Here is a 26,933-nt window from a genome sequence, read left to right as displayed (position 1 = left end):
CGACGGGAGCCGGGCCAGCGGTACTGAAATTCAGCGGGCAATTTGTCTCTTAGTGCATCGAGCCCTGGCATTCTGTTTCCATGGTCAGGCCACGGCGCCAGTCCCCCGGCGTTTGTCCAAACTGACGTTTGAAGCTGCGGGTGAAAGATTGCTGCGAGTCAAAACCCAGCGATATCGCGACGCTGACGATAGGTTCGCGGCTGCTGGCCAGCATATCTGCCGATTTTTTCAGCTTTTTCTCACGAATGAACTCGCCCATTGGCAAACCGGTATGCTCTTTGAACATCCGTTGCAGATACCAGCGCGAATACCCTGCGCGTTTGGCAACGGTCTTAATATCCAGTCGCTCTTCCAGGTTGTGATCGATCCAGTCAATCAGGTCGTGAATGAAATCCTCGGTTCTCATGGACTCTCTCCTATCTCTTATCAGTTTTCGCCCCCCGAGGGCGTCTTTTTCTAAACTGACTCAGTTTGCGATTAAATGCAAGTTTTACTATTGCATTTAATTCATCGTTACGGGATAGTCACGTTCCCGGAAGTAAACGTTCTGTAAAACAGCACAGAAAGTGTAACAGTATTTCTTGCACTTTAGTAGTCACCTCCTTACAATCCCCCTCGAATCAATTGTATCAAACATTGATACATAATTGTGCTGATGAACGGCACAAGTCCCAAAAAAGTCAGATCAGGCAAAGGACGTTACCCGGAGGACAGACCGGTTGTATTGCCTGGCAGCACTTACTCACTGGAAATAAAAATAATGAAAAACCTGCAAAAACCGTTGGTTGTTGCACGCGACCGCCTGCGCGGTACGCCTTTGACGTTGCGTCTTTCAGGGGTTGCGCTGATGGTCGCCCTGCTTGCCGGGTGTGATAACAGCGTGGCGCAAAACGCTGCTCCGCCTGCCCCGCAGGTCAGTGCGGCAGATGTTTTGATCAAACAGATCAGCCAGTGGGACGCCTTTAACGGGCGCGTCGAAGCGGTACAAAGCGTTCAGCTTCGTCCCCGCGTGTCCGGCTATATCGACAAAGTGAATTATCAGGAAGGTCAGGAAGTGAAGAAAGGTCAGGTGTTGTTTACCATTGATGACCGCACTTACCGCGCCGCTCAGGAACAGGCACAGGCCGAACTGGTGCGCGCGCGCAATCAGGCCAGCCTGACGCGCAGCGAATCCTCCCGTACTGAAAAGCTGATCGGCACGCAGGCTGTTTCTACTGAAATTGCCGAGCAGCGTCGTTCTGCTGCTTCTCAGGCGCAGTCTGACGTTTTGGCCGCTCAGGCGCAGCTGGACATGGCACAGCTAAATCTCGATTTTACCCGTGTTACGTCGCCAATTGATGGCCGCGCCAGCCGTGCAATGATCACCACCGGCAATCTGGTTACCGCAGGCGATACCGCCAGCGTGCTGACCACGCTCGTTTCTCTCGACACGGTGTATGTCTATTTCGATGTGGACGAAGGCACTTTCTTGCGTTATCAGGCCATGGCGCGTGACGGCCAGCGCAGTGATACGCCGCAGTCCCGCCTGCCGGTTCACGTCGGACTGGTGGGGGAAAATGGCTATCCGCATCAGGGCGTGGTCGATTTCACCGATAACCAGCTTAATTCCGGTACCGGCACAATTCGTATGCGTGCCCTGCTTGATAACCGCGACCGCACCTTTACTCCGGGGCTGTTTGCCCACGTGCAACTGCCGGGCAGCGCGCAGTTCAACGCCATGCTGGTGGACGACAAAGCCGTGCTGACCGATCAGGATCGTAAGTTTGTTTACGTGGTGGATAAAGAGGGTAAAGCGCAACGCCGTGATGTCGAAGTGGGCCGTATGTCCGGCGGCTTACGTATCGTTGAGAAAGGCTTAGAAGCTGGCGATCGCGTGATTATCGACGGCGTTCAGAAAGTCTTTATGCCGGGTATGCCCGTTAACGCCAAAACCGTCAGCATGGCGGCCAATAGCGTGACTCCCACCCCTGCCGCCGTTCAATAAAAGAGAATCCTGACACATGGACTTTTCCCGCTTTTTCATCGACCGGCCAATCTTTGCCGCCGTTTTGTCGATTTTGATTTTAGTCACAGGGGCGATTGCCATTCCCCTGCTGCCGGTCAGCGAATACCCGAACGTGGTGCCGCCAAGCGTACAGGTTCGCGCTGAATATCCGGGTGCTAACCCGAAAGTGATTGCAGAAACCGTGGCGACGCCGCTGGAAGAAGCCATCAACGGCGTCGAAAACATGGTGTACATGAAATCTGTGGCCGGTTCCGACGGCGTGCTGGTCACCACTGTCACCTTCCGTCCGGGCACCGATCCGGATCAGGCACAGGTTCAGGTGCAAAACCGCGTGGCACAGGCCGAAGCCAGACTGCCTGAAGATGTGCGACGCCAGGGTGTTACCACGCAGAAACAATCACCGACGTTAACGCTGGTGGTGCATCTGGTGTCGCCGAACGGCAAGTACGATTCGTTGTATCTGAGTAACTACGCCACGCTCAAGGTGAAAGACGAACTGGCGCGTTTGCCGGGTGTCGGGCAAATTCAGATCTTTGGTGCGGGCGAATATGCCATGCGCGTCTGGCTCGATCCGAACAAAGTCGCGGCGCGTGGGCTGACGGCAAGTGACGTTGTCACTGCAATGCGTGAGCAAAACGTTCAGGTCTCAGCCGGTCAGCTTGGCGCTGAGCCGATGCCCAAAGACAGCGACTATCTGTTATCCATCAACGCACAGGGGCGTCTTAAGAACGAAGAAGAGTTCGGCAATATTATCCTGAAAAGTGGTGATAACGGCGAAATCGTCCGTTTGCGTGATGTTGCGCGCATCGAAATGGGATCAGGCAGTTATGCCCTGCGCTCGCAGCTGAATAACAAAGATGCGGTCGGGATCGGTATTTTCCAGTCCCCAGGGGCGAACGCGATTGATTTGTCAGACGCCGTGCGTGCCAAAATGACCGAACTCTCAACCCGCTTCCCTGAAGGCATGACCTGGCGTGCGCCGTATGACCCGACGGTTTTCGTGCGTGATTCGATCAGCGCCGTGGTTCATACGTTGCTGGAAGCCGTGGTGCTGGTTGTGCTGGTGGTGATTCTGTTCCTGCAAACCTGGCGTGCGTCGATCATTCCGCTGCTGGCGGTACCGATTTCGGTTATCGGGACGTTCAGTATTCTGTATCTGCTCGGCTTTTCGCTCAACACGCTCAGTTTGTTCGGATTGGTTCTGGCGATAGGTATTGTGGTCGATGACGCCATAGTGGTGGTGGAAAACGTCGAGCGAAATATCGAGGAAGGATTAGCACCCAGAGAGGCTGCTCATCAGGCGATGCGGGAAGTGTCCGGGCCGATTATTGCGATCGCACTGGTGCTGTGTGCAGTGTTTGTGCCGATGGCGTTCCTCTCCGGCGTGACCGGTCAGTTCTACAAACAGTTTGCCGTGACCATCGCAATTTCTACTGTGATTTCAGCGATCAACTCCCTGACGCTCTCCCCAGCGCTGGCGGCCTTGCTGTTGAAACCGCACGGTGCGCCGAAGGATATGCCGTCGCGTCTGATTGACCGCCTGTTCGGCTGGATTTTCCGACCCTTCAACCGCTTCTTCAGCGCCAGCTCGCATCGCTATCAGAATGCCGTCTCGAAAGCGCTCGGACGTCGTGGCGCGGTGTTTGTCGTCTACGTTCTGCTGCTGTGCGGTGCAGCATTCATGTTCAAAGCGGTGCCGGGCGGTTTTATTCCGACGCAGGATAAGCTGTACCTGATTGCCGGTGTGAAAATGCCGGAAGGCGCTTCACTGTCGCGTACTGATGCGGTGATCCGCAAAATCAGTGCGCTCGGTCTGAGCACCGACGGCGTGATAGATGCGGTGGCCTTCCCCGGCCTGAACGCATTGCAGTTCACCAACACGCCAAATACCGGCACGGTGTTCTTCGCCCTGAAACCGCTGGGTGAACGTACCCGCACGGCGGCTGAAATAAACGCTGAAATCAACGCCAAAATTTCGCAGATTCAGGAAGGTTTTGCCTTCTCAATAATGCCGCCGCCTATCCTCGGCCTGGGTCAGGGGTCCGGATATTCGCTGTATATTCAGGATCGTGCAGGGTTGGGATACGGTGCGTTGCAGACCGCGATCAATACTATGTCCGGTTCCATAATGCAGACGCCGGGGATGGGCTTCCCTATCTCCTCTTATCAGGCTAACGTGCCGCAGCTCGATGCGCACATTGACCGTGATAAGGCCAAGGCGCAGGGTGTGTCGCTGGATGATTTATTCAGCACGTTGCAGGTCTATCTCGGGTCATCGTACATCAATGACTTCAACCGGTTCGGACGCACCTGGAAGGTGATGGCGCAGGCGGACGGCCAGTTCCGCGACAGCGTGGAAGATATCGCCAATCTGCGTACCCGTAACGACAAAGGTGAAATGGTGCCGATCGGCAGTATGCTGAACATCACCACTACCTACGGACCGGATCCGGTGATCCGCTACAACGGCTATCCGGCGGCGGATTTGATTGGTGATGCTGACCCGCGCGTGCTGTCTTCGACGCAAGCCATGACGGAGCTGACCGCAATGTCGAAAAACCTGCTGCCAAACGGCATGAATATCGAATGGACGGATCTGAGCTATCAGCAATCGACTCAGGGTAACGCGGCGCTGATCGTATTCCCGATGTCAGTCTTACTGGCATTTCTGGTGCTGGCGGCATTGTACGAGAGCTGGACGCTGCCACTGGCGGTTATCCTGATTGTACCGATGACGATGCTTTCCGCGCTGTTTGGCGTATGGCTAACCGGTGGTGATAACAACGTCTTCGTGCAGGTCGGACTGGTGGTGCTGATGGGACTGGCCTGTAAAAACGCCATCCTGATTGTTGAGTTCGCCCGCGAACTGGAGATGCAGGGTAAAGGAATTGTTGAGTCGGCGCTCGAGGCTTGTCGCCTGCGTCTGCGCCCTATCGTCATGACTTCGATTGCATTCATCGCCGGGACCATCCCGCTGATCCTCGGGCACGGTGCGGGTGCCGAAGTGCGCGGCGTAACCGGGATCACCGTATTCTCCGGTATGCTGGGGGTAACGCTGTTTGGTCTGTTCCTGACGCCGGTGTTTTATGTCGCACTGCGCAAGCTGGTAACGCGTAAACAACCTGCGCTGGAAAACCAGACTGTCTGATTGTTGAATGACAGAAAGCAAAAAGCCGGGATATTATCCCGGCTTTTTTACGTCTGTGTAATGAGGAAAATCTTCAGAGCAGAAAGCTTATTTAGAGCAGAGCGAATTGTCTGCGTATTCTGCTGCCAGATCTTTGGTGCATTTATACTTACCGCCGCGTTCGAACTCTGCCAGCGCATCGGCCACTGTGTGACGGCCCAATACCTGCAACGACGCCTCTTCGGCCTCATTCACAATATTTTTGAAATACGTACAGGCATTGGCGCTAACGACGCAGCGGGCTGGAACATCCGGACGCGCGGCCCACAGTCGTTTATCTTCAATCACCGCGCAGTATATATCGCGCAGTGTGATGTCTTCCGCCGGGCGGCCAAGGTGGATCGAGCCGGTACGACCCAGCGTGGAAACGATAATGCCATGCTGAGTCAGCGGTACCATCAGTTTGCGGATGAAGCTGGAGTTGGCTTCCAGACCCGTAGCTAAGATCGCACTGGTGCAGCGCTGTTCAGCCTTTTGGGACTGAGCGATACAAAACACCATCTGCATGGCTGTCGGAAAGCGATAATCTAACATGTCATTGTCCTGAGAAACCAAGTCTTAGGTTAAGCACCGTATCACAGAGGAATAACCCTGTACGTGAGCTGGTCAATAATATAACAAAGACTGTTGCATTATTGAAGGCGACCCTGCCCTAAACGCACAGAAAGTCACGTTTTGGGCACAAAAAAACCCATCCGAAGATGGGTTTTCATTGCGCTAATGCTCAGACTTTTGGTCAGAGGAATCAGAACTGATATACCAGACCTACTGCTACGATATCATCGGTAGAGATACCGTTGTTTTCGTAGAAATTGTCGTCGCTATCCAGCAGGTTGATTTTGTAATCAACGTAAGTGGACATATTTTTGTTGAAGTAATAGCTGGTACCAACGGAAACGTATTTAACCAGATCTTTGTCGTTATTATCGGAAGAGTTGCTACCATCAGCGGTCAGGTCTTTGCCTTTAGATTGCAGGTAAGACACTTCCGGACGCAAACCAAAATCGAATTGATATTGTGCAGTCACTTCGAAGTTCTGAGTTTTATTTGCAACGCCGTTATCACCGTAAAGTGTCATATTACGGGTTTCAGAATACATGGTCGCCAGATAAACGCCTTCTGAATCGAATTTAGCGCCTACAGTCCAGACGTCGGCTTTATCGCCGCCCGCGAAGTTCTCGCCAGCTGCGCTTGTCTGATCGTTTGTACGGTCAGAAGATGCATAAGCTGCACCTGCGCTGATACCCATGCCGAAATCATAAGTGGTAGACAGTGCATAACCGTCGCCATTCTGATGACGAACGTCACGGCCATTATTCGTGCCTTCATTGTTATTGTCACCATCATTAGCACCCTGGTATTGGAGTGCAAAGTTCAGGCCTTTCACTTCGCCGAAGAAGTCAGTGTTACGGTAAGTTGCAACACCGTTGGTACGGCCCACCATGAAGTTGTCAGCGGTGGTATAAGTATCGCCACCGAACTCTGGCAGCATATCGGTCCAGGCTTCAACGTCGTACACTACGCCGTAGTTACGGCCGTAATCGAATGAACCGTAGTCGCCGAATTTCAGACCTGCGAAGCCCAGACGCGTGGCGTTGCCTGAAGTGCTGTTACCTTCAGTATTGTTGGCCTGAATATTGTATTCCCACTGGCCGTAACCGGTCAGTTGGTCAGTAATTTGAGTTTCACCTTTAAAGCCGACACGGACATAAGTCTGGTCGCCGTCTTTATCTGTGTCATCAGAGAAATAGTGCAGGCCATCTACTTTACCGTACAGGTCAAGTTTGTTGCCGTCTTTATTATAAACTTCAGCTGAGTGAGCTGCGCCTGCAACTAATAATACTGGAACAATAAGGGCCAATGCTTTTAATTTCATGACGTCATTCCTTTATCATTTAAATGAATACTTGAATTTATTATATGTGGTTTATTCATGAGTCAGTGCTCGCAGTAATACTACCCAAGTAGTTCCATTGTTACGTAGGGAAATTATCGTGTTTATTTTTATTATTTATTGCTAAATATTTCAATTGGCTCAATTAATATTTTCGGTGAATGAATAAAATTTAATTATATTAAAACTGTATTTATTTATGGCTTTTATCTTGTGGTAATTTAATTGTCGAATTGTGGCATCATCACTGCAATTCATTTTTACCCTTCCTTGGTTTTATTATTTTTTACATACCGGTCGTGTTTCCCCTGTCTGCGACCTGACAGATTGCCTCGCCTGACTGCGGGGTTTTTTTTTGCATAAAAAAACCCATAACCGGCGAAAGTTATGGGCTCAACAAATGAGAGAGAACTAAGAAATACGACGAGGTCAGAGAGAACGTTAATCGTCCACAACAAAAAAGTGTCCACAACAACCTTCATACCGGATGCTGAGGCTGCGCGAAACGCAACAGCAACACCCGTTATTCAGGGTACAACGGCTACTCTCAGGAGAAGAGTTTGCTAAACGCACAGTTCGTTCCAGTAGCTGATGCGCATTAAACGAGTGTAACGATCAGGAGCGGCGAAACCACGCGGGATCACTGTTCCCCACATCAATGCCGTAGAGGCAGCCTGTAGCCAGAAAGCTCTCCAGCAAACGCGTGGTATCCTGCGTTTTATCTTCGGTGTATGCGCTCACCTTGCGGCGAGTCAGGCGTTGCCAGAATGAGCGAGGCTCAGTAGCAGATACATTCATACGGCCCTCCGGTTAATCACTGTCAGTGCGTTCAACGATCAGCGCAGAAATCTTCAACTGCTGCTGGAATGAACTCAGTTAACCGTTTCTTCACCGCAAACTGAACCAACCATTTTTGCTTTGCAAAGCGATAAATCGACTAAGCCGCGCCCGTCCAGATGCCTTCGCAGAATAATATCGCACATGCCATACTATTTTGATGCCGGGAAGCCGGATCGCCAGAGTTTTGCGCCAGCTGTACCAGCATGCCGGTAAAGCACTGACCGAGCAGGGCTGCGGAAATATCATCGCGGAACAGGCCGTTCTGCTGGCTATAGGCCAGATTTTCCGCAATCAGTTTCGACAGCAAAGTTTGGGTTTCAGCGCTGTGCGGAGGCTGGAGGAAAACACGCTGTGTCAGCAATTCATCTTCGGCAAGAAAATTCAGCAGCTTGCGAAAAGTCAACGCCATCCGATCCAGCACCTGATTTTCGGCCACCTGAGGGGAAATTTGTAATGAGCGCGTCAGTGCGGTGAGCCGCTCGCGAAAAAGAATGAGGCTTTCATCCGTCATTGTGATGCCCTTTTTATCATGATCCATCCCCTATTCTACCTGAGTTAAACGCTTCAGGAATTCCAATCTATACCTTCCTACTCATTCGAATCGATACAGTTAATGACCGTGGCTAACAATTGCACATACTGGCTCAGGGGCGTAAACCAGTAAGTAGCTCACGTAACAGTACCCGGAAGGAATTCCCGTGCGTTGCGCGCAGCACCTGAAGAAGATACCGAATACATAGAGGATGGTTGTATGTCTAAAAATGGAAAAGTGGCTTTAGTGACAGGTGGCGGTCAGGGGATCGGCCGCGCAATTGCATTACGTCTTGCCAAAGACGGTTTTGCTGTCGCGGTGGTGGATTTTAATCATGACACGGCGAAGAAAGTCGCTGAAGAGATTAATCACGCTGGTGGCCGCGCAATTGCGCAGCTTGCTGACGTATCCGACCGTGACCAGGTTTTTGCTGCGGTTGAAGCGGCAACTAAACAGCTGGGCGGATTTGATGTGATCGTCAATAACGCTGGGATCGCACCAACGACGCTGATTGAAGACATCACGCCTGAGATTGTCGATAAAGTCTATAATATCAACGTAAAAGGTGTGATCTGGGGCATTCAGGCCGCGATCAAAGCGTTTAAATCGCAGGGGCACGGCGGCAAAATTATTAATGCCTGTTCTCAGGCCGGGCACGTGGGTAACCCGGAACTGGCGATTTACAGTTCAAGCAAATTTGCCGTTCGCGGCCTGACTCAGACCGCCGCGCGTGATTTAGCGCCGCTCGGGATCACCGTGAATGCCTACTGTCCGGGGATTGTGAAAACGCCGATGTGGGAAGAGATTGACCGTCAGGTTTCTGCCGCTGCCGGTAAACCGGTGGGATACGGTACACAGGAATTTGCGAAAAATATCACCCTGAAACGCCTCTCCGAACCAGAAGATGTCGCTGGCTGCGTGTCTTATCTCGCGGGCCCGGATTCAGATTATATGACCGGTCAATCATTGCTGATTGACGGTGGTATGGTATTTAACTGATAAACAGGCAAAGTGATTTGAATGACGGCAGCACCGCATAGGGTGTTGCCGTTTGCGTTTTAAAGAGCCAGAACATCAGGCTGTGATATGAATGATTTTCTGTGTCATGCGCAAGGCGGAATCAAAGGGTTCGGTATTTCGTACGATTTTGACCATCACGCTTGCACCTACCCAAAGCTGATAAAGACTTTCAGCGACTCTGGCAGGTTCATCGTCGATAGCCAGTGAACCTTCGGCGATCCCCTTTTCTAAAGCATCTGTCAGGCGGGCAATAATTCCCGAGGTCCCGGACTTTAACGTTAAGCGCATACTGTCGGAAAGATCGGCGACTTCCGCGCCCAGTTTCACGGCCAGGCATTTTCCCTGACAATCAGAGAATGACTGAGATTCGCGCCAGACTTGCCAGTATTTCATCAGTCGCTGCGCCATATTCAAGCCGGGAAGATGAAGTGTGCTGTCGAGTTCAGCCAGATAATCCTCAAAATAGCGTGCCAGAATATCCGCACCAAAGGCTTCCTTCGAACCGAAGTAATGATAAAAAGATCCCTTAGGTACACCCGCGTCCTTGAGGATCTCATTCAGTCCAACCGCCGAGAAACCTTTGGCAGCCATAATGCGCTGGCCGGTAGCCAGAATGTGATCACGGACGTCGTTGCTATGGAGCTGTGTTGCAGTAGCCATTGAGTTGATTCACCTGATACAAGACCAGTCGTATAGTAACGAATTCGTGAAAGCCTTTCATGTAAATAGTGCTGATGAGTGTCAAAGCTGCGGTGACCGAAAGAAAACGGTCACCGCGAGGGTTGCTGCCGTGTTTATACCAGCTGCTTGATCAGTTGTTCCGCCGTTGCCGTGGAAGAGGTCGGGTTTTGGCCTGTGATCAGCAAACCGTCGGTGACCACATAAGAACTCCAGTCCACCCCTTTGGAATAAAGGCCGCCTTTAGCGATCAGCTCATCTTCCACTAAGAAAGGCACAACGTCAGTCAGACCAACCGCCTCTTCCTCGGTGTTCGTGAAACCGGTGACTTTTTTACCTTCTACCAGCGGTTTCCCTTCTGGTGTTTTCACATGGCGCAACACGCCCGGTGCATGACAAACCAACGCTACGTGTTTGTCTGCCGCAAGGAAAGCTTCGATCAGCGCAATTGAATTCTTATCTTCCGCCAGATCCCACAGAGGGCCATGGCCGCCCGGATAGAAAACTGCATCGAAGTCTGACTGAGAAATACTGTCAAGGCGAACCGTTGCAGCAAGTTGGGCCATAGCGTCGGTATCGGCTTCGAAACGATGAGTCTGTTCGGTTTGGAAATCAGGCTCATTACTTTTTGGATCTAACGGCGGGTTGCCGCCTTTCGGTGAGGCCAGCGTGATTTCTGCTCCGGCATCTTTAAACACATAAAACGGTGCAGCCAGTTCTTCCAGCCAGAAACCGGTTTTACGGCCAGTGTTGCCCAGTTGATCGTGTGAGGTCAGAACCATAAGAATTTTCATTTTACATCTCCGCGTGAAGGACAGCTTTCTATATTAGACCAGTCGTCTAAACTTGGGTCAAAATAGTGGTTGAATTTTTGCTTATGCGATGGGCTGCAGAAGGTATGTCGGTAAGTTAACAGTAATTAGACCGGTCGTCTAGTGGCTTTTTAAAATAAGTTAATTTTCTTTATGGCGGAGATCTTTTCCCGTTGATGTCAGCAGTAAGAACCGGTGTGTACAGCCCCTGCTCTTCCTGCTGTTCACACCCTGTTTTAACTGGTTCTGATGGCGTCGCATTACGACGCCAGCGGAATATAGTATTCGCAGGTTACGCCGTTCAGCGCAGACTCACGGGAATACTTTTCCAGATCCGGTTGCATGATAAATTCCAAACCCAGTGTCGGCAGGAATACCGAATACATGTAGAGAATAAAATCGTTCAGGCGGCTGAGATCGTAGGGATAATTGATTTTCAGATAGCGGCTGGCGGGCACAAAGATGTCATGACTGTCGCTGATGTTGACCTGGTGCGCGACCGTATAAACCATCTGCAGGGCATTTGCCACTTCATCGTTAGTATCCGGACGACAGTCAGACAGCCCCCACACCGGCGCGAGGAGTGATTCCGGCGTGGTCAGATAACGCAATAGCTCAGCCCGGTGAACGTGGTTTTTACTGTTAAACAGCGCTTCAATCGGGTACGTGTGCGTCGTTGTCTGACCCTCAAATGCCATCTCGGGCAATTCAACAATTTCAAATTCCGGCTGCGGGAACTCATCCACCGTTAACGGCGCCGTAATGCCGTTCATGGTCCATGACGCATTACGGCGGTACATTCCCGGCGTTTCAGCAAAGTTCTTTTTGAAGGAACGGGTAAATGTCTGCTGCGAATCATAGGAATAATACAGCGAGATATCGAGGATCGGCATATTGGTCAGGCGCAATGCGATCGCCGCCATCGTCAGACGGCGGTCGCGGATGTATTTACCCAGCGCATGACCCGTTTTACTTTTAAATAATCGCTGAAGATACCACGGGGAATAGCCGGTTTTCTTTGAGGCCTTTTCCATGGTCAGACGATCACTTAAGTTGACTTCGATCCAATAGAGTAACTCTTTGATCAAGTCGTCATGAAAATCTGGTTTCTGTTCGCTCTGCAAGATGAACTCCCGGTGCTGCTTTAACGTCACGCGTTTAGTGCGCGACAGATTTTGAAAACACGTTCACCACGATAACGCCGGCGATGATCAGCCCCAGGCCAATCACGGCGGGCGTATCGAGTTTTTGTCCGTAACCAAACCAGCCAATCGCCGAAACCAGTACGATCCCAACGCCTGACCAGATCGCATAAGCGATGCCCGTTGGCAGAGTTTTTAGCGTCAGGGACAGTAAAAAGATGGCGATGACGTACCCCAGCAGTGTGACGACGCTTGGCCATAAACGGGTGAACCCTTCAGAACTTTTCAGGCTGCTGGTGGCGATGACTTCAGCCACAATGGCCAGTCCGAGAATCAGGTAGGTTTTAAACATTTACAGTTTCCTTGGGGTAAAGCTCGTTTTGGATCGCGCGTTTGAGATTGTATTCGGCACAACTGACCGTGAGATTAAGCGTATCAAGTCGCGACATAGCGTCCATGCTGCTGCTTAGTCCAATGAGCCGCCATGAAATATGTTCGGGAGGTTCCCCCGCGATAAACTCACCGTTCGAACGCCCGTCCTCAATGGCGTCAGAAACCAGCGCATGCCAGTCAGACACAGACAGCGCGAATGCGGTTTTCATCAGTGGCTCCTGTTCGGTCAGCAACATGGCCTCATGCCAGAGCGGAATGGCCATCATCGATTGTTCATCTTGCGGGTCGATCAGTAGCAGGTTCAGGCGTTCCCGTGCGGTGAGTCGCAGGCTTTTCTGCTGAAGCTGAGCTTTGAGGATTTTCATCACCTGCGCATAAGCCTGCGCGCGCAATTCGGCGGCGCTGGAAAAATGATGATGAACCTGTCCCGTTGCGACGCCGGCTTCCTGCGCCACGCGACGAACTGTCGTGGCAGCCAATCCTTCGCGGCGAGCGATTTGCGCCGCGGCTTCCAGCAATGAAGCGCGACGATCTTTTTTACACAGATAGGCCAAAGAAAAATCCGTTATGAAGAACTGACAGCGGACGATAATGCCAAGAGTTGAACTGATGTTCAAGTTTTTTGAGAACGTTCATTCACCTATGAATTTATACAGGTAAATAGCGTAAATATATTTGCATTTTGGATGGAAAAGGTACCCGTCAGAAACGGCGGGTAACCTGAGAAGTACAGTAAATTATTGCGTTACGCATTCGAAACTACTCGCCATGCGGGAATCCCCCTGCCCTTTATATTTCGGGAACAAAGGATAATCGCACAGCGGCATTTCGCGTCCGGCGGTGGCTTTATTGGTGTCGATCATGACTTGCTGACCGGGGTCGATGCCGTGATCAACCCACTTATCCAGCGTGCCGAGCGAATCCCAGCTCAGACGGAACGGCCCGCTGTAGTGCGTAAACCCCGGTGCCAGATAAAAACGCGCAAACTGGCGTAGCGCTTTTTCTCCAAACTGTGCCTTAAGTTTGTCGTAATACGCGACAGTATTTCCCGGTGGTACGGCCATATCGGCAGTGCCGTGCATCATGAGCAGTTTGCCGCCGTGCTGCACAAAAGCGCGAATATCCGCATCGTTGTTATCAACCTGAGCCGCCAGTTCCTTTAATCTTGCCTGATGCGCGGCCGGGTCGAAGGTCAGGGAATCGTAATCCGGCGAGCGCATCACTTCGTACCGTACTGCCTGATCGCCCATCATGTACGGAAAAGAAATGATCAGATTGGATGCTTCCGGATTGGGTTTATCCGCCCCTGAACCAAACACGCTGACTATCGACGCGGCATCTGCGCCCCGTAAAATTGGCCAGGGTGCGAAGCGGTCGCCGGTCGGCAGATTAACGCCTAACGGCACCGGTTTGCTGAGCATTTGTACCAGCGACATTTGCTTATCTGAAAGGCACCCCGCGCCGTCATCTTTCCCGTCCTTGCAACGCAGATGGCCGAGTTTAAAGGTAGCGTCGCAGGCTTTGACGTTCGCCACGATGCCGTCGCTCAGACCGTCAAGTTTGTCGCATGCCCCCATCACGGCGTTGGCGATGAGTGCAGATTTTGCCGGAGAAATCCACGCGCCAGGCGTGTTGTAAACTGCCTGCCCGATGTGGATCCCTGCCATGTGTAACTCGACGACGTTGTACACCGGATGGATGGCAATTGCGCCATCGTAGTCCAGCGGGAAACGTTGAATGGCGGCTAGCGCCTCATGGCCACCCTGCGAGTTACCCTGAAAATACATGCGCGAAGGCTTGCGGCCGTAAGCTTGCTGAATCAGCGCAATTGCAACGTCGTGTGTTTTCTTGATCTGCGCACCGGCAAAATTTTCCCAGGCTTCATCATTGAGACTAAAAGAGGCATCGGAGACGCCGCCCTGATGGCCGGAATCGCTGCCAAAGGTAGCGTAGCCCTGTTTCAGGGCACCGGGTGTTGCCACAGGAGCCAGCCGTGCCGTGTCAACGCCTTTGATAGCGCCGTCAAAACCGCCCCCACCGAGCTGCAATGCTTTACCATTCCAGAGGAGCGGCAAATACAGTTGAAACTCAATATTGGGGGCTCTCAGATCAACGGGTTTGATCTGACCTTCCAGCTTACAGTGCGGTTCGTTAGGCTGACCGGCCATCGCTACGCTGGTAATTACAGCGCCGCGCGTTGGCAAACCAATGCTGGCTGCACCGACGTGCGCAGTTTTTAGACCGATGCACTGCGCCTGTGTGAATACTTTTGGGGGAGCTGCGGTGGCGGCACTACAAATCAGCAGTAAGAAGCAGGTAAAAAGAGAAGCTTTCATCAGACAGCGTTCATTTCATCGAAGTTAATGCGGCAGTTTGTCACTAAACGAGGTGCGAAAAAAGCCCTGTATCTCTACAGGGCTGCACCGTATTAAATTATCAGAACGTCCAGCGTACCCCGCCGGTATAGCCCCAGCCTTTTGCGCCGTTGCTGTTGATCTGTTTGCGGTAGTCCACTTCAGCATACAACGACACATCATTTTTAAAGGTGATGGTGCCGCCGCCGCCCAGTTCGCCCATCTGACCGAACTTCCCGCTGCTAAAGGTCTGACTGATGTCTGCGTTTTGCGTACCGAGGGTGGTTTTCGCTTCACCGCCCCAGCCACGGTAATAGTTGGCGCGGACGTAAGGCGTATATTGCCGGCCTTTTTCATCAATCCATGTGCGATCGGTGCGCAACCCTGCACGGCCAATGGTCTGGCTGTAATTCTGATAATCCACCGTGGTGCTGTCTTTATCGGTAAAGTTATCCATATTGATACGCGTGTACATCAGTTGTGCCTGAGGCTCGAGCTTCACGCCATTATCAAACAAGAACGGATATCCCGATTCCAGTGATGCGCTCCAGCTTTTTGCCTTTGGCGAACCAACGTCCTGTTGACGTGGAATATCGGTCTGGCCGCGATGATTATCAAACGACAACACGCCGTCCATGTAGAATCCGTTCTGTCGCTGCCAGGTCAGATACAACGCGATGCTGTCGCTGTCGAAGGTTGTACTGCTGAATCCGTCTGCCGCTTTTGGCCGCATCCGGCTGTTACCGTGAGTATAAGCCAGGCCGCCGCGCAGACTGTCTTTGTCACCGTCGAGCCGCAATACGTTTCCGCCCACCTGTACGGCGCTGTAGTCCATGTCGAAGTCATAGCCAAACTGCTTAAAGCCTACGTTGGATTTGTAAGTCATATTTGATCCGATGTAGCGCAGGAACATCTCGCCGCCGGTGCCGTCCGGGCGGCTTTGCTCGTGGCGCAGTTCGCCGAGGCGTTTATGCAAATCATCGATAATCGACGCGTTGTAATAGGCCAGCGCTACCGGCGCGGAGATATAAGACGGCACCTGCGGCGTGACGGCCGGACGCCCCGGCGCGCAGTTATCGATACCGTTCACCACGCAACCGTCATCCGCCGGATTCGTCAGCGGCGTGCTGGCGGTATCTACCGGTGTGGCAGGATCTTCCGGCGTACCTGGATTGGTCGGCGTAACAGCAGCCGGCTGGATGCTGCGATTACACTCTTCCCCCTGACAGACATAAGCATTGCCGATACGGTAGTCCCAGAACGTGTTATTGAGCCCGCCTGCGACATCACGCTGATTGGCATCACTGGAACCCGGCGCGAAGCTGTACAGATCATAGCGCCACGGTCCGGCGGCCAGATAGCCGCCCTTAAGCGCAAAGCTGCCTGCGCTGGCATTTCCGCCGACCTGCGCCAGTGAAATCCCTTCATAAGCATCCATCGTCGAAGAGTGATTGAGATCGGTAAGTTTACCAGTGCTGACGTCCGCCACGGTCACGTCGAGAAGTGTCGTCCCGCTGCTGGCGTTTCCGGTAATTCTCAATGAATCAGTGAACTGATTGCTCAGCACGCCGCCTTCGTTGAGATCAGTGATCATTTTCACTGTCCCGCCATCCGACACCAGATCACCATTGATGGTCAGTGAGTTGCCCGGCGAGCCGATGCCGTTGGTCAGATCGATAAGTCCGGCGTTGGTCACAATCGCCGAGTTTGCTTCGCCGCCGGAAATCGTCGGGTTCACGCCGTTACCGGCAAACAGTGTCGAAGTGCTGTCAATATTGACGTTACTGTGCGCGAGTTTGAGATCGCCGGTCAGCTCCCACTGCGTTCCATCCACAAAGTTGATCACATTCCAGCCGTTACCGAGGTTGACGCCACGGGTCAGATCATCGGTATCAAAGGTGCCGCCGCGCGAGACAATCTGCGAAAAGCTCACTTCGTTATCTTCGCCAATTCCGCTGGTAATGTGGCGTGTCTGGGAAAGATCAACATTATTGATGTACGCCCGGTTAGCATTGCCCGCGCCGAGCGAGAGGCTGCCATCGAGCGTGCCGCCGTTCCAGGTGATGGTGTCATCACCTGCACCAGTATTGATATCACCGAACACGTTGCCGGAGGTCAGCAGAACCTCGTCATTGCCTGCGCTGCCAGAAACCGCCACCGCACTGGCAGAAGCAGGTGTAATGGTCCCCCGGTTTTCAAACCGTGCGGTGCTGCCGTTGCTGAGATCAACCACCGGCGCGCTGAGGCTGGCGGAAGTCAGCACGCCGGTATTGAGCACCGTGCCTGCTGTGCCTGCCACCAGCGCCGGGCCCCCGGCAGTATCAGTCACATTTACCCTCGCGGACGTGACAATGTCACCGGTAGTGTTCGCCTTGATCCCTGTTCCGCCTGCGCCGGTGACATTAAATACATAGCCTTCGCCCAGCGTCAGCGCACCGGAGGTCGTGGTGAGATCGGCATTGGTGAAGTTAAACCCCGTCCCACTCCCGTTGACGTTGACGCGCAATGTAGACGCCGGATCAAACGACGTAGCTGTTCTGATACCGTTACCATTGGTGACATTGATAGTGGTATTTTGCAGCGTCACGTTGCCGGTTTCCGTACGATTCTCAATGCCGCTGCCTGTACCGTTAATGTTCAGCGTGGTGTTGTTGAGAGAAAGCCCGGACGCGCCGGTATCGAGCAAAACGCCGTGGGCGGTACCGTTGGTGGTGATGTTATTTCCTGTTCCGGTAAGCACCAGCTGTGTGCCATCAGAGAGACGCACACCGGCGATGCCATCATCGACGGTGATATCACCGGCGCGAGCTACCGACGTGCCACTGCCGCTGGCATCAATCCCCGTACCTTGTGAAACATGCAGCGTGCCGTTGTTGGTAAAAGTACTGCCTGACATCAGGCGGGCGGCAGTGCTGCCGGGACCTGATAAATCAACGCTGGCGTTATTTGTCGCGATGCCGTTCTGCGCTGAACTTATGCCCGCACTGCCAGCCCCGCTGAGGATCAGTGCGGAATTATTGGTTGCGACGCCGTTTTGTGTGGCACTTAAACCGGTGCTGTCTGCCCCGGTCAGCGTGATCTGGTTATTACTGGTCACCGTGCCGCCCTGTTGAGAGGTCATGCCGCTGCTGCCTGCTCCGCTCAGGGTGATTACACCGTTGTTAATCACGTTGGCCAGATTGGTGGCCATGTAACCTATAGTGCCGGATGCACTGGAAATCAGTGAGGCCGCGCTGGTCAGCGTGGTACTGGCGTCCGGAGCGCCGGTGGCAGTGCCGTCAAGCTGATGTTTTTGCCCGTCGGCGACGCCGCCAATACTGTTTGCTCCGCTGAGGGTTATTGAACTGGCCGTATCCAGATTCCCCTGTGCGCCCCCTTCAACGGTCACTGCCCGCGCACCGACCCCGCTGGCAATGAGTCGGGTCCCGTTAGTATTTATCCGCGCATTTGACCCCGTGCTGACCAGCGCCATGCTGTCAGTGCCGGATGCGGTTAATGAAGAGCCGCTTCCAAGTGTCAGGGTGGCGCCGTCGGCGATGCGGTACAGTGTGGAACGATCGGTGTCGACATTCAGAACGCTGGTGGCGCTGTTGATGGTCGACCCCGCACCGCTCGCACGATAAGCAATCTGATCGGTATTGTTGAAAGTTGGGGTAGCGGTGCTGGCGATATTGACCGTTGCGCCATCGATGGCTTCCGCGCCCAGCGCGCCAACGCCATTGAGATTAATCATCGAACCATTACTCAGCGTCGCTACAGCTTTTGCACCGCTGGCCGTGACGCCACGGGTACGGCTGGCGATACTGCCCCCGTTTGCATCAATTGTTCCGCTGGTCGTTGCCGTGGTGGTCAGGCCGCTGGTCCCGCTGTTAACCACCATTCCTGCGCCGCCGTCGTTAACGCTGATGTTACCGGTATTGATACCTGTCGCACCGGTTTCGACCCGTAAACCGGTCGCACCTGCGCCGGTAAAGGTGATATCGCCGGAATTAGTGAGCGTGGCGCGATTACGGGCGATGTAGCCGGTCAGTCCGCTCTGCGCGGAAGTGAGAACCGCGGCCGATGTCAGCGCCGTGCTTTGCACCGGTGAGCCAGTATTGGTACCCGCCAGCGTGTGCCGCTGACCGTCAGCGATTGCGGCGACTGCATTGGTGCCGGAGAGATTGAACGTTGTGTCGGTGTCGATGCTGCCGGTAGCACCGCCTTCGATCACCATCCCGGTTGCGCCGTTGCCAGAGACTTCAAAGGTCGCATTCTTACTGGAAATGACCGTGCCGCCGGTGCCGGTGCCCAGCACGCCGACGGAATTCGCGCCGGATGACGTCAGGGTCAGGTTGGTGCCGTCGAAATCAGCGCCCTGTTCGAGGCGGAACATGGTCGAACCGGTGGTCGTCACATCAAATGCGTTATTACCGATACTGTTGATTTTTGCATTCGGGCCGAAAGCAAAGAAGCCAATCTGATTACTGCCTTCGCTAAACGTTGGAATGGCGGTCGACGCGACATCCACCGTGGCGTTACCGCGTGCATGAACGCCAATTGCCCCGTTGCCGGTAAGATTAACCGGGCCATCCACGCTGGCCGAAGCTGTGCCAGTCGTGCCCTGACCTTCCACCCAGACACCGTAATTGCGCGTGCCGCTGGCCGGATCCGAACCGCCTGCGACATTAATAGTGCCGGTGGACGTCGCGGAGGCGGTATTTCCCTGCGTAGCCACCACTTTGACGCCGGTGGCGTTAACACCGGTCAGGTTGATGATGCCTGCGTTATCGATATTCCCGCTGGCATTCAGTACCGACATAGCAATATTTTCGCGAGGAATGGCCGTTGCCTTGCCGGTAACATCGATATTACCGTTATTGAGCATGGTGATACCGGTGCCGCTATTGGCCAGCATCCCCGCACCATTTTGAATTCTCGAACCCAGCACGATACTGCCGTTATTGATTGCGCTGCCGCCGTTGGTGACCTGTACACCCGCCGTGGTCCCGCTCTGGTTTACAGCGGTATCTGCGGTACTGTCGGTCAGGCTGTTTTGCGGGCCACGGCCAAGATAAATCATGCCGTCCGCGTTATTGATAAACGATGCGGTCGCATCACCCACCAGCACACCGCTGGTGGTTCCGTTAGCGCTGGAACCATTGACCCCAACGTTAATATTACCGCTGTTGGTGGCCGTTGAACCTGCACCAAGATTGACCGCCGCCGTCGTGCCGCCGGTGGTCGCAAAGTTGACGATACCGTTGTTATCGAAGGTACTGCCGTTTTGTACCTGAACTCCGTTCGAACCAAAACCGGTTGAACCGACGCCGGTACCGTCGACGCGGTTAATAAATCCGCCGTTGATCACACCGTTGTTTGTCGCGCTGCTGGCATCAAGATAAACGGCAGAGCCCTCTGAACCCAACGAGCCTGAGCTGCTGACTTTGCCATTCACCGTCACTTGTGCACCATTACTCCCGCGGATCGCACCGCCGTTTGCGCCGATGACTTCAAGCGTTTTCCCCGCCGCGACGTTTACTTTTGCGTTGGCACCGGTGGCGTTAATCACAATACGATTGCCGATGGATTGAGCCACATCGTCAGTCGGGTCATCAGCGGAAATCAGGTAATCGACGGTGTTAGTGCTGCGGATAAATGCTTTGTTAAAGTTGGTCAGATAGGTACTTTTATCCAGATTTCCGGATTTAAGTTGCGTGATCAGCCAGTCATTGTAGGTTTTCAGGCCTGCCGCATTGGTCACGTTAAAGTTGTTGGTTGCGCCATCCACGGTCTGAACCGTGAATGCGCCGTTATAAGTAATCAGGTTTTGTACGGAAAGCTGGCGGGGAACCGTTGGATCGGCAGCGGTTCCGGTAAAGGTAATGCGGTTATTGGAATTCCAGTTCAGGGTAGAATCTGCACCGCTGGTGCCATCGACATTAAATAAGGTGCTTTGCTTGGCCGCCATTGTCCAGGCATTGGTCGTTGCATTTGCCGCTGAAGTCGTCTTCCCAATATTCACGTTTAACGTACCGCCGGTATTCACATCAGCAATACGAGTATTGATATATTGATTGTCCTGCACGTTAACTACGTCGGCGACCGGTGTACTCGCATCGATCGGTGCGAGTGCTACAAGACTTGCCGGGTTATAAACCTGAAAAGTGGTATTGCCGCCAGTTGTCGGGTCTGGAATGGTGATACCAAAATTCGCAGGTCCGATATCCAGACGATTTGCACCCAGCACGCCGTGATCGTTAACAATTCGGTTGAGGCCTTGCAGTGCGCCGAGTGTGGTATTCACCGAGCCATCAATACCGGGCGCAAATTGCTGATTCCCCGTGAGCTCCGTGACCGCCCCCCCCGTCACCAAAAGATTACCGTTTAACTGGTCATTATCGACAGGATTAAAAGCTTGCAAGGTCACGGCATAAAGCGGACTGGAAAATAAGGACATTGTTGGAGAACCGATGACGGCAAGGACTGCAACGGCTACTTTAGATAAGGGCAATCGGGTATGCATAAATACCTCTGAGGGGGAATAAAGGCCAGGCTGTCGGAAACTCCCTCTCCACAGATACCAATTAAAGCCCGTTAATCAGAAAGATAAAATCAAAAGCCATCCTCAGAGATAATGTACATAGCGTGCTATATGTACAATTTGAGTTAATTTTATGTATAGATTAAGCAATAAAGTTGTGCAAAAAAATTCTACGAATTAAGTGAAATTAATCATTGTAAATGAGAGCTTTTCCTATCTGTGATGTTCTTTATCTGTTTTTAATTCCACAGTAAAGATGTGCCTGATGAGTTATCTCTTCTGTTTCTGTCTTCATTTAAATAATTTTTTAGTTACAACATTCTTGTAAGCCCTTAAAAAAAGTGACCGAGTAAAACTTAACGAAGGTGATTAATTACGTCTATCAGGACAAATGAGCTGCAAAAAACGGCCATACCAACTGAAACAAGGCGGGATCGTTTGTGACAGTAAATTTATCTTTGGTAAAACTTAAATGCGGATTATTCACTGAACAACTGCTGATGCAATTATTTGTGATGAGGTAAAATCCCATTGTTGCTCTTTTTAATGCCGTTAGTCTCCACTACGCCGTTCCGGTTGGTGGCGAAAACATAGCTGCCTGTCAGGGGGCACCACGTCTGGTTGTGGCAAAATGCACTGAGCCTTTTGATACCGTAAAAGAAGGTGAGACCGCCATTGAATATCCTTTGCAAGGCGAGGTTATCTGGTGTGATGATGCCGGCCGCTGGAGAAGCTTCACGAAGCCGGAAAGATGCTGACCGGCAGCCTTGAAAAAATAATGCCCGGTCTGTGGTTTGATGTGGCTCTCATCGAAGAGCAATGCCAGTAATTTCATTCAGGAGAAACACAATGTTCACCGGTTTGTCTTCTTTCCCGTTGACCCCGATCACCGCCAGCGGCGTCGACGAGCAAGGGTTCAGTAAGATTCTGGCCCGCCTTACGGCGGCCCGTGTTGATTCGATAGGCATTCTGGGTTCAACCGGAAGCTATGCGTATCTGACCCGGGAGCACCGCAATCGCATCGCTACTCTGGCAAAACAACTTGCCGGCGATATCCCTGTGATGGTGTGTGTGGGGGCGGTCAGTACCGATGCCATCCTGCATCTGGCAGATGATGCGCAGGCAGCTGGCGCGGATGCCCTGTTGCTTCCGGCCGTCAGCTATCAGTCACTCCGTGATGAAGAGGTCTTCGCACTTTTTGAGACGGTGACACGGTACGCGTCTGTTCCGGTTTGTGTCTATGATAATCCGGGCACCACGCATTTTACCTTTACGGATGAACTGCATGGTCTGCTGTCATCATTGGATGGGGTTCGTTCGGTTAAGATCCCGGGTATCCCTGACAGCTCGGCAACGGCCACTGAACGAGTGGATGCGCTACGCAAACATCTTCGTCCGGGAGTGACAATCGGTATCAGTGGAGATGCTTATGCCGGGTTGGGATTAAATGCAGGCTGTGAGGTCTGGTACTCCGTATGCGGAGGTTTGTTCCCGGAAACAGCAAAACAGATCACGCAGGCAGCCGCTGCACAGGATCATGCCCGTGTCACGGCACTGACAACACGACTGGAACCGTTGTGGGCGCTGTTTCGTAAACATGGCGGAAGTATTCGCGTTATTGCCGCTGCCGCTGGCGTGCTTGGACTGACCGATACGGATTGTTTACCTCGACCTCTTCAGCCACTGTCGGCGGATAATATCGCGGATATTGCCAGGGTGATAAGCGCACTGGAACTGAAATAATCTCTCCATTGGACAGGTAGTCTGCTGGTCCTTATGAAAACTGATCCGGCATTACTTTTCACTCCTCCTCAGTGAGGGGTATGACTTTAACCTGACTGTATGGAGAGTTTTACGACAGAATTGAAGGTCCGCTTTACGCTCATAGCCGTCCGTCATGTCTGCTCAAAAAACAGGCTTAACGTAGGGTATTTTCCGTTTTCCAGGCGGACCCCTTTAGTGACTACATTGGTTGCTACAGAATTTAGCGCTTACGCCAGAGAGTCAGTTCTGCGACAGTATGCTGGAATTTACGTGCCGTTTCCCTGATGACGAACGGCACGTTCTGAGGTCCCTGTACTTCTTCAAATTCGGCGGCCAGTAAACGTCGCAATGCCCGATGCGTAGTCACCGCTTCACCATTTTCACGGAATCCACCGAGCCAGTTTTGCTTCGGCGTGTATTCTTCCTGCCAGGTATAAGGTGATGACAGCATCAGTAAACCGCCTGAACGAATCATTGGCGCTATATCTTTAAGGAAGCACGCCGGCTCGCGTAAACGATCCAGCAGATTAGCGGCCAGAACAAGGTCGTACAATTCAGCCTGAGGTTTAAGGTTACACGCATCGCCCTGCACGAAAATAACGCGTCCGGTTTGCTCCTGGGTGATATTTGCATCAGCCAGCACGGCCTGACAATAATCCACCAGTTCGCCCTCTTCTGGGATCACATATCGACAGGCTTCACCACGCGCTAACGCCAGCGCTACGTCGATAAAGCGAGCGGAGTAATCCATTCCGACGACAGTATCAAAATGTCGGGCCAGTTCAAAACTGGCCCGGCCGGTAGCGCAGCCAATATCCAGAGCTCTTCCCCGTGCCGAAACATGTTTTACTGCGATATCAACCAGCCGCGTCGCATAGTTGGGTACCTCAAAATGGCGCGGGCCGTACTGAAAATCGAGATACTGCGCGACCAGTCCGTCTGTTTCATACGGATTCACCGCCTGAGTCTCCTGATGACTGGACACCACATAGCGGAAACCAGCGTGCTGGAAGAAGTGACGGCGGAATGCATAACGCGCAGATTTCAGCGCTTCGTTACCGGTCGAAATCCAGCTGCCGCCTTTGATCATCGAGTGTTTCCCATCGAAGGTCGGCGTTGAGAAATCATCATATAAAGGATGAACGCGGAAACCGTTATAGCCACCGATTGGCGTGGATGACCACTGCCATACGTTTCCCACCACATCGTAAAAATCACCCTGGGCAAAATAATCCACCGGACACGAAGACGCCCAGTATTCAAGATTGATATTGCCTGGCGCCTTTTCCCATTCAGGCTGATCGCCCGGCACCTGTTGACGCAAAATCATCCATTCGGCTTCTGTCGGTAACTGCACAGACTCACCGGTTTGCGCCGCTTTCCAGCGACAAAACGCCGCAGCTTCCAGCTGGTTCACTTCCGCTGGCCAGTCCCACGGCATCGGCACTTCTTCGGTCATTAAACGAAGTTTCATCTGATCCGGCTCGCGTACCGAACCGACCCAAAACGTCGGCATTTCAGCCTGGGTAAAGTCACGCCAGCCAGCCCCCTCGTCGTCCCACCATTGAGTATCCTGATACCCTCCGGCAAGTAAGAACGTATAAAATTCGGCATTACTCACCAGCATCTTGCTGCCGCTAAACCCATGAATTTTATGCTCGGATGTGCCGTATTCATTATCCCAGCCATAAGTATCATCGCGCTTGCCAAGTGTGACAACGTCACCTTTAACGGCCACCATCTGGTTCTCAGGCACGCTTTTACGGTCAGTTCTTGCTTCTTTGCACGCGGGCCAGTGTGGCTGAGTTTTTACCCATTCCACCGGCAACTGGCGGATCAGCACACTCGAAGTTTCCAGATGGATACGCTCGTGTTCGATGCCCATCAGAATCACCCACGCCGGACTGTTCCAGTCGATCGGCAAACTCAGCGGCATGGTGTCAATAATGCCTAATACTTCCTCGCGCACTCTTTTACGGTATTCACGCAAGTTCGCCACGGACGGCCAGTTATAGTTTTGATCGTCGAGATCGTCCCAACTCATTTCGTCCACGCCAATCGCCAGCATCGATTCAATTTGTGAATCGATACGCTGCGGCAATTGCCCCGCGGCCATCAGTTTATTAATAAAGAATGTGGCGGTGTGGCCAAAATAGAATATCAGCGGATGGCGCAGGGAAATTGCTTTGTTGTAATACGCCCTTTCATCAGCAAGACAGTCAAAGAGGCTTTCGTATAATTCCCAGGTTTGAATAAAGTAGGTACGGATTTCATGACGTTTTTGCTCCACCGTTCCGGTGCTCAGGAGGAGTGTTTTTGTCGCTTCTGGCAGCCCGATAGCGTGCGGTTGTTGTGGATGCATCATTTATTCCTCAGTCTTCTGGCATTGCCAAATCAATCTACAAGTGTAGCAGCTCAGATCCGCTTTCCTGTCGCTACGCATTCTTGCCGGGTGTGGTTATTATTTTTCTACATTCTTTCGATATAGTGAGAAATGACGTTATGACATTAAAAGCCGTTAATTTTCCATATACAGCAGCGATATTTCAGAAATCTGCAAGAACTCGCCTTCATACTTATGCCGTAATGATAAGTAATCTGGCGCATTAATGATGCCCTGAATATTGTCAGAAAATGCGTCAAGAGCTTGTTTCATCTGCGGTAAATAGTCATGGGTATCATAAACGCGGTCAATCCCTTCCAGCGTATGGTTCATGATTTTACGTGCAACATCATTGGAAACGTTCAGTGCGGAAAGTTTTGAGCGCGCGGTCCGGCGAAGATCCCTTGTGGTAAAAGGCGCGATACCCAGCCCACGTTCAGCGCGCAACATTCTGCGTATTACCTGAGTTATAGCTCCGCGAGACAACGGTTTATTAACATCTTTTGGCGACGGAACCAGCCAGGGAGTCTCTTTCGGGCTGGCGGCGATAAGTTTGTCGATGCAAATTCGCATCAGCGGAGTCAGCGGCAAACTATGATCACGGGCAGATTTGTTGCGTGTCCCCTGCCGCCATACATTAATCCGTAAATGAAACTCATCTTTTCGCGCCCGCACGACTTCATCCGGGCGACGGGCGGTAAGTAAACAGAGTCGCAGTGCCCAGCGACATTGTTCTGAAATATCCCACAGATCTAATCCATGCCAGAAAATCCAGATTTCAGCATCAGTTAATGTCCGTTCTCGCGGCGGTGTATTGCGACCGCCGACATCCCTACGTTTCATCGCGCCGAGCGGCGAGTGCGGCAGATAGCCCTGAGTTTCTGCCCAGCTAAAAAATTGCTTACACAACGCAAATACCCTTTTCGCCTCGGAAATTTTCCCATCGGCCAGCAGCACGTTGAACAATCGGTTCAGCCGCAGTCGGGTGATTTTGTTTAGCGGAACGTCGCCGATCACCGGCAAAACATGTTTCATGATCGACGAAACGGCAATTTCCGGGCGACGGCGGGTCAGGATTAATGAAAGCCTGATCCACACTTTGATCACCTGTCCAACCGTCGCATTACCCTCTTCATCGAAATCATCGAGTTTGGCCAACGGCGTGACTTTTATCTGCTGAAGATAGGCCAGAACATGGCGCCCCACATTTTCAGCGGCGAAATCCGTATCAGTATCAGGTAAAGCGTCATTCATCAGCGATGTTTCACAGGAAAGTCATGGGCGGCAGTTATAACAAGCCTGAAGATCATAGGCAAAAAATTTGTGACTCCAGACCTATTAAGTCTGGAGTCACAATGACAACGAAGTGCGAGAAATAAGGGACTTAGCGCAGGCATTATGGACAT

The 26,933-nt window shown here is 52.4% G+C and carries 18 protein-coding genes and 2 pseudogenes; 5 read left to right on the top strand and 15 right to left on the bottom strand.

Going from position 1 to position 26,933, the window contains the following annotated elements:
- Positions 1-49: 49 nt before the first annotated feature.
- Positions 50-406, bottom strand: a complete 357-nt coding sequence (locus GE278_22615; protein ID QLK63579.1) for a helix-turn-helix domain-containing protein — start codon at positions 404-406, stop codon at positions 50-52.
- A 375-nt stretch (positions 407-781) separates the two neighbouring features.
- Here GE278_22615 and GE278_22610 point away from each other — a divergent pair, with 375 nt between their 5' ends.
- Both GE278_22610 and oqxB read left to right on the top strand, forming a co-directional pair.
- Positions 782-1,984, top strand: coding sequence for an efflux RND transporter periplasmic adaptor subunit (locus GE278_22610; protein ID QLK63742.1), 1,203 nt, complete (start codon positions 782-784; stop codon positions 1,982-1,984).
- A 16-nt stretch (positions 1,985-2,000) separates the two neighbouring features.
- Positions 2,001-5,153: a multidrug efflux RND transporter permease subunit OqxB gene (oqxB, locus tag GE278_22605; GenBank protein QLK63578.1), complete on the top strand. Its 3,153-nt coding sequence runs from the start codon at positions 2,001-2,003 to the stop codon at positions 5,151-5,153.
- 87 nt (positions 5,154-5,240) lie between these two features.
- On the opposite strand, the gene GE278_22600 is transcribed toward oqxB, so the two are convergent.
- The 4 genes from GE278_22600 to GE278_22585 all read right to left on the bottom strand — a co-directional run bounded on the left by GE278_22600 (position 5,241) and on the right by GE278_22585 (position 8,437).
- Positions 5,241-5,726, bottom strand: coding sequence for an Rrf2 family transcriptional regulator (locus tag GE278_22600; GenBank protein QLK63577.1), 486 nt, complete (start codon positions 5,724-5,726; stop codon positions 5,241-5,243).
- A gap of 211 nt (positions 5,727-5,937) precedes the next feature.
- Positions 5,938-7,068: a porin OmpC gene (gene ompC / locus GE278_22595; protein ID QLK63576.1), complete on the bottom strand. Its 1,131-nt coding sequence runs from the start codon at positions 7,066-7,068 to the stop codon at positions 5,938-5,940.
- A gap of 633 nt (positions 7,069-7,701) precedes the next feature.
- Positions 7,702-7,884, bottom strand: a complete 183-nt coding sequence (locus tag GE278_22590; GenBank protein ID QLK63575.1) for a hypothetical protein — start codon at positions 7,882-7,884, stop codon at positions 7,702-7,704.
- Positions 7,885-8,023: 139 nt separating this feature from the next.
- Entirely contained in the window at positions 8,024-8,437 is a 414-nt protein-coding gene (locus tag GE278_22585; protein ID QLK63741.1) for a hypothetical protein, read from the bottom strand.
- A 240-nt stretch (positions 8,438-8,677) separates the two neighbouring features.
- On the opposite strand from GE278_22585, the gene GE278_22580 reads away from it, so the two are divergent.
- Positions 8,678-9,457, top strand: a complete 780-nt coding sequence (locus GE278_22580; GenBank protein ID QLK63574.1) for a (S)-acetoin forming diacetyl reductase — start codon at positions 8,678-8,680, stop codon at positions 9,455-9,457.
- A gap of 75 nt (positions 9,458-9,532) precedes the next feature.
- Here the strand turns inward: GE278_22580 and GE278_22575 are convergent, their stop codons facing one another.
- The 8 genes and pseudogenes from GE278_22575 to GE278_22540 all read right to left on the bottom strand — a co-directional run bounded on the left by GE278_22575 (position 9,533) and on the right by GE278_22540 (position 21,867).
- On the bottom strand, positions 9,533-10,138 hold the full coding sequence (locus GE278_22575) for a TetR family transcriptional regulator (protein ID QLK63573.1): 606 nt from the start codon (positions 10,136-10,138) through the stop codon (positions 9,533-9,535).
- A gap of 134 nt (positions 10,139-10,272) precedes the next feature.
- Positions 10,273-10,950, bottom strand: coding sequence for a type 1 glutamine amidotransferase domain-containing protein (locus GE278_22570; protein QLK63572.1), 678 nt, complete (start codon positions 10,948-10,950; stop codon positions 10,273-10,275).
- Between the two features lie 278 nt (positions 10,951-11,228).
- Positions 11,229-12,092, bottom strand: coding sequence for a helix-turn-helix domain-containing protein (locus tag GE278_22565; GenBank protein QLK63571.1), 864 nt, complete (start codon positions 12,090-12,092; stop codon positions 11,229-11,231).
- Between the two features lie 34 nt (positions 12,093-12,126).
- Positions 12,127-12,462: a QacE family quaternary ammonium compound efflux SMR transporter gene (locus GE278_22560; protein ID QLK63570.1), complete on the bottom strand. Its 336-nt coding sequence runs from the start codon at positions 12,460-12,462 to the stop codon at positions 12,127-12,129.
- Positions 12,455-13,057, bottom strand: coding sequence for a TetR family transcriptional regulator (locus tag GE278_22555; GenBank protein ID QLK63569.1), 603 nt, complete (start codon positions 13,055-13,057; stop codon positions 12,455-12,457). The genes GE278_22560 and GE278_22555 overlap by 8 nt, the downstream gene beginning before the upstream one ends.
- 183 nt (positions 13,058-13,240) lie before the next feature.
- Positions 13,241-14,839, bottom strand: a complete 1,599-nt coding sequence (locus tag GE278_22550) for a tannase/feruloyl esterase family alpha/beta hydrolase (protein QLK63568.1) — start codon at positions 14,837-14,839, stop codon at positions 13,241-13,243.
- Between the two features lie 100 nt (positions 14,840-14,939).
- Complete coding sequence (locus tag GE278_22545; protein ID QLK63567.1) at positions 14,940-21,296, bottom strand: autotransporter outer membrane beta-barrel domain-containing protein; 6,357 nt, start codon at positions 21,294-21,296, stop codon at positions 14,940-14,942.
- Positions 21,297-21,795: 499 nt separating this feature from the next.
- Positions 21,796-21,867 (bottom strand): annotated as a pseudogene (locus GE278_22540) (N-acetyltransferase).
- 37 nt (positions 21,868-21,904) lie between these two features.
- Between GE278_22540 and GE278_22535 the strand changes: the two are divergent.
- Together GE278_22535 and GE278_22530 are read left to right on the top strand one after the other, a co-directional pair.
- Positions 21,905-22,209, top strand: a pseudogene (locus GE278_22535) (hypothetical protein).
- A 20-nt stretch (positions 22,210-22,229) separates the two neighbouring features.
- Positions 22,230-23,123, top strand: a complete 894-nt coding sequence (locus tag GE278_22530) for a dihydrodipicolinate synthase family protein (protein ID QLK63566.1) — start codon at positions 22,230-22,232, stop codon at positions 23,121-23,123.
- 241 nt (positions 23,124-23,364) lie between these two features.
- Here the strand turns inward: GE278_22530 and ovoA are convergent, their stop codons facing one another.
- Positions 23,365-25,506: a 5-histidylcysteine sulfoxide synthase gene (gene ovoA / locus GE278_22525; protein ID QLK63740.1), complete on the bottom strand. Its 2,142-nt coding sequence runs from the start codon at positions 25,504-25,506 to the stop codon at positions 23,365-23,367.
- A gap of 156 nt (positions 25,507-25,662) precedes the next feature.
- Positions 25,663-26,781, bottom strand: a complete 1,119-nt coding sequence (locus GE278_22520; protein ID QLK63565.1) for a tyrosine-type recombinase/integrase — start codon at positions 26,779-26,781, stop codon at positions 25,663-25,665.
- Positions 26,782-26,933: the final 152 nt, after the last annotated feature.

The organism is Enterobacteriaceae bacterium Kacie_13 (assembly GCA_013457415.1).
In the GTDB taxonomy this organism is placed as follows: domain Bacteria; phylum Pseudomonadota; class Gammaproteobacteria; order Enterobacterales; family Enterobacteriaceae; genus Rahnella.
The sequence above is the reverse complement of the archived record's forward strand: the minus strand, read 5'-3'. Positions and strand labels throughout refer to the sequence as shown.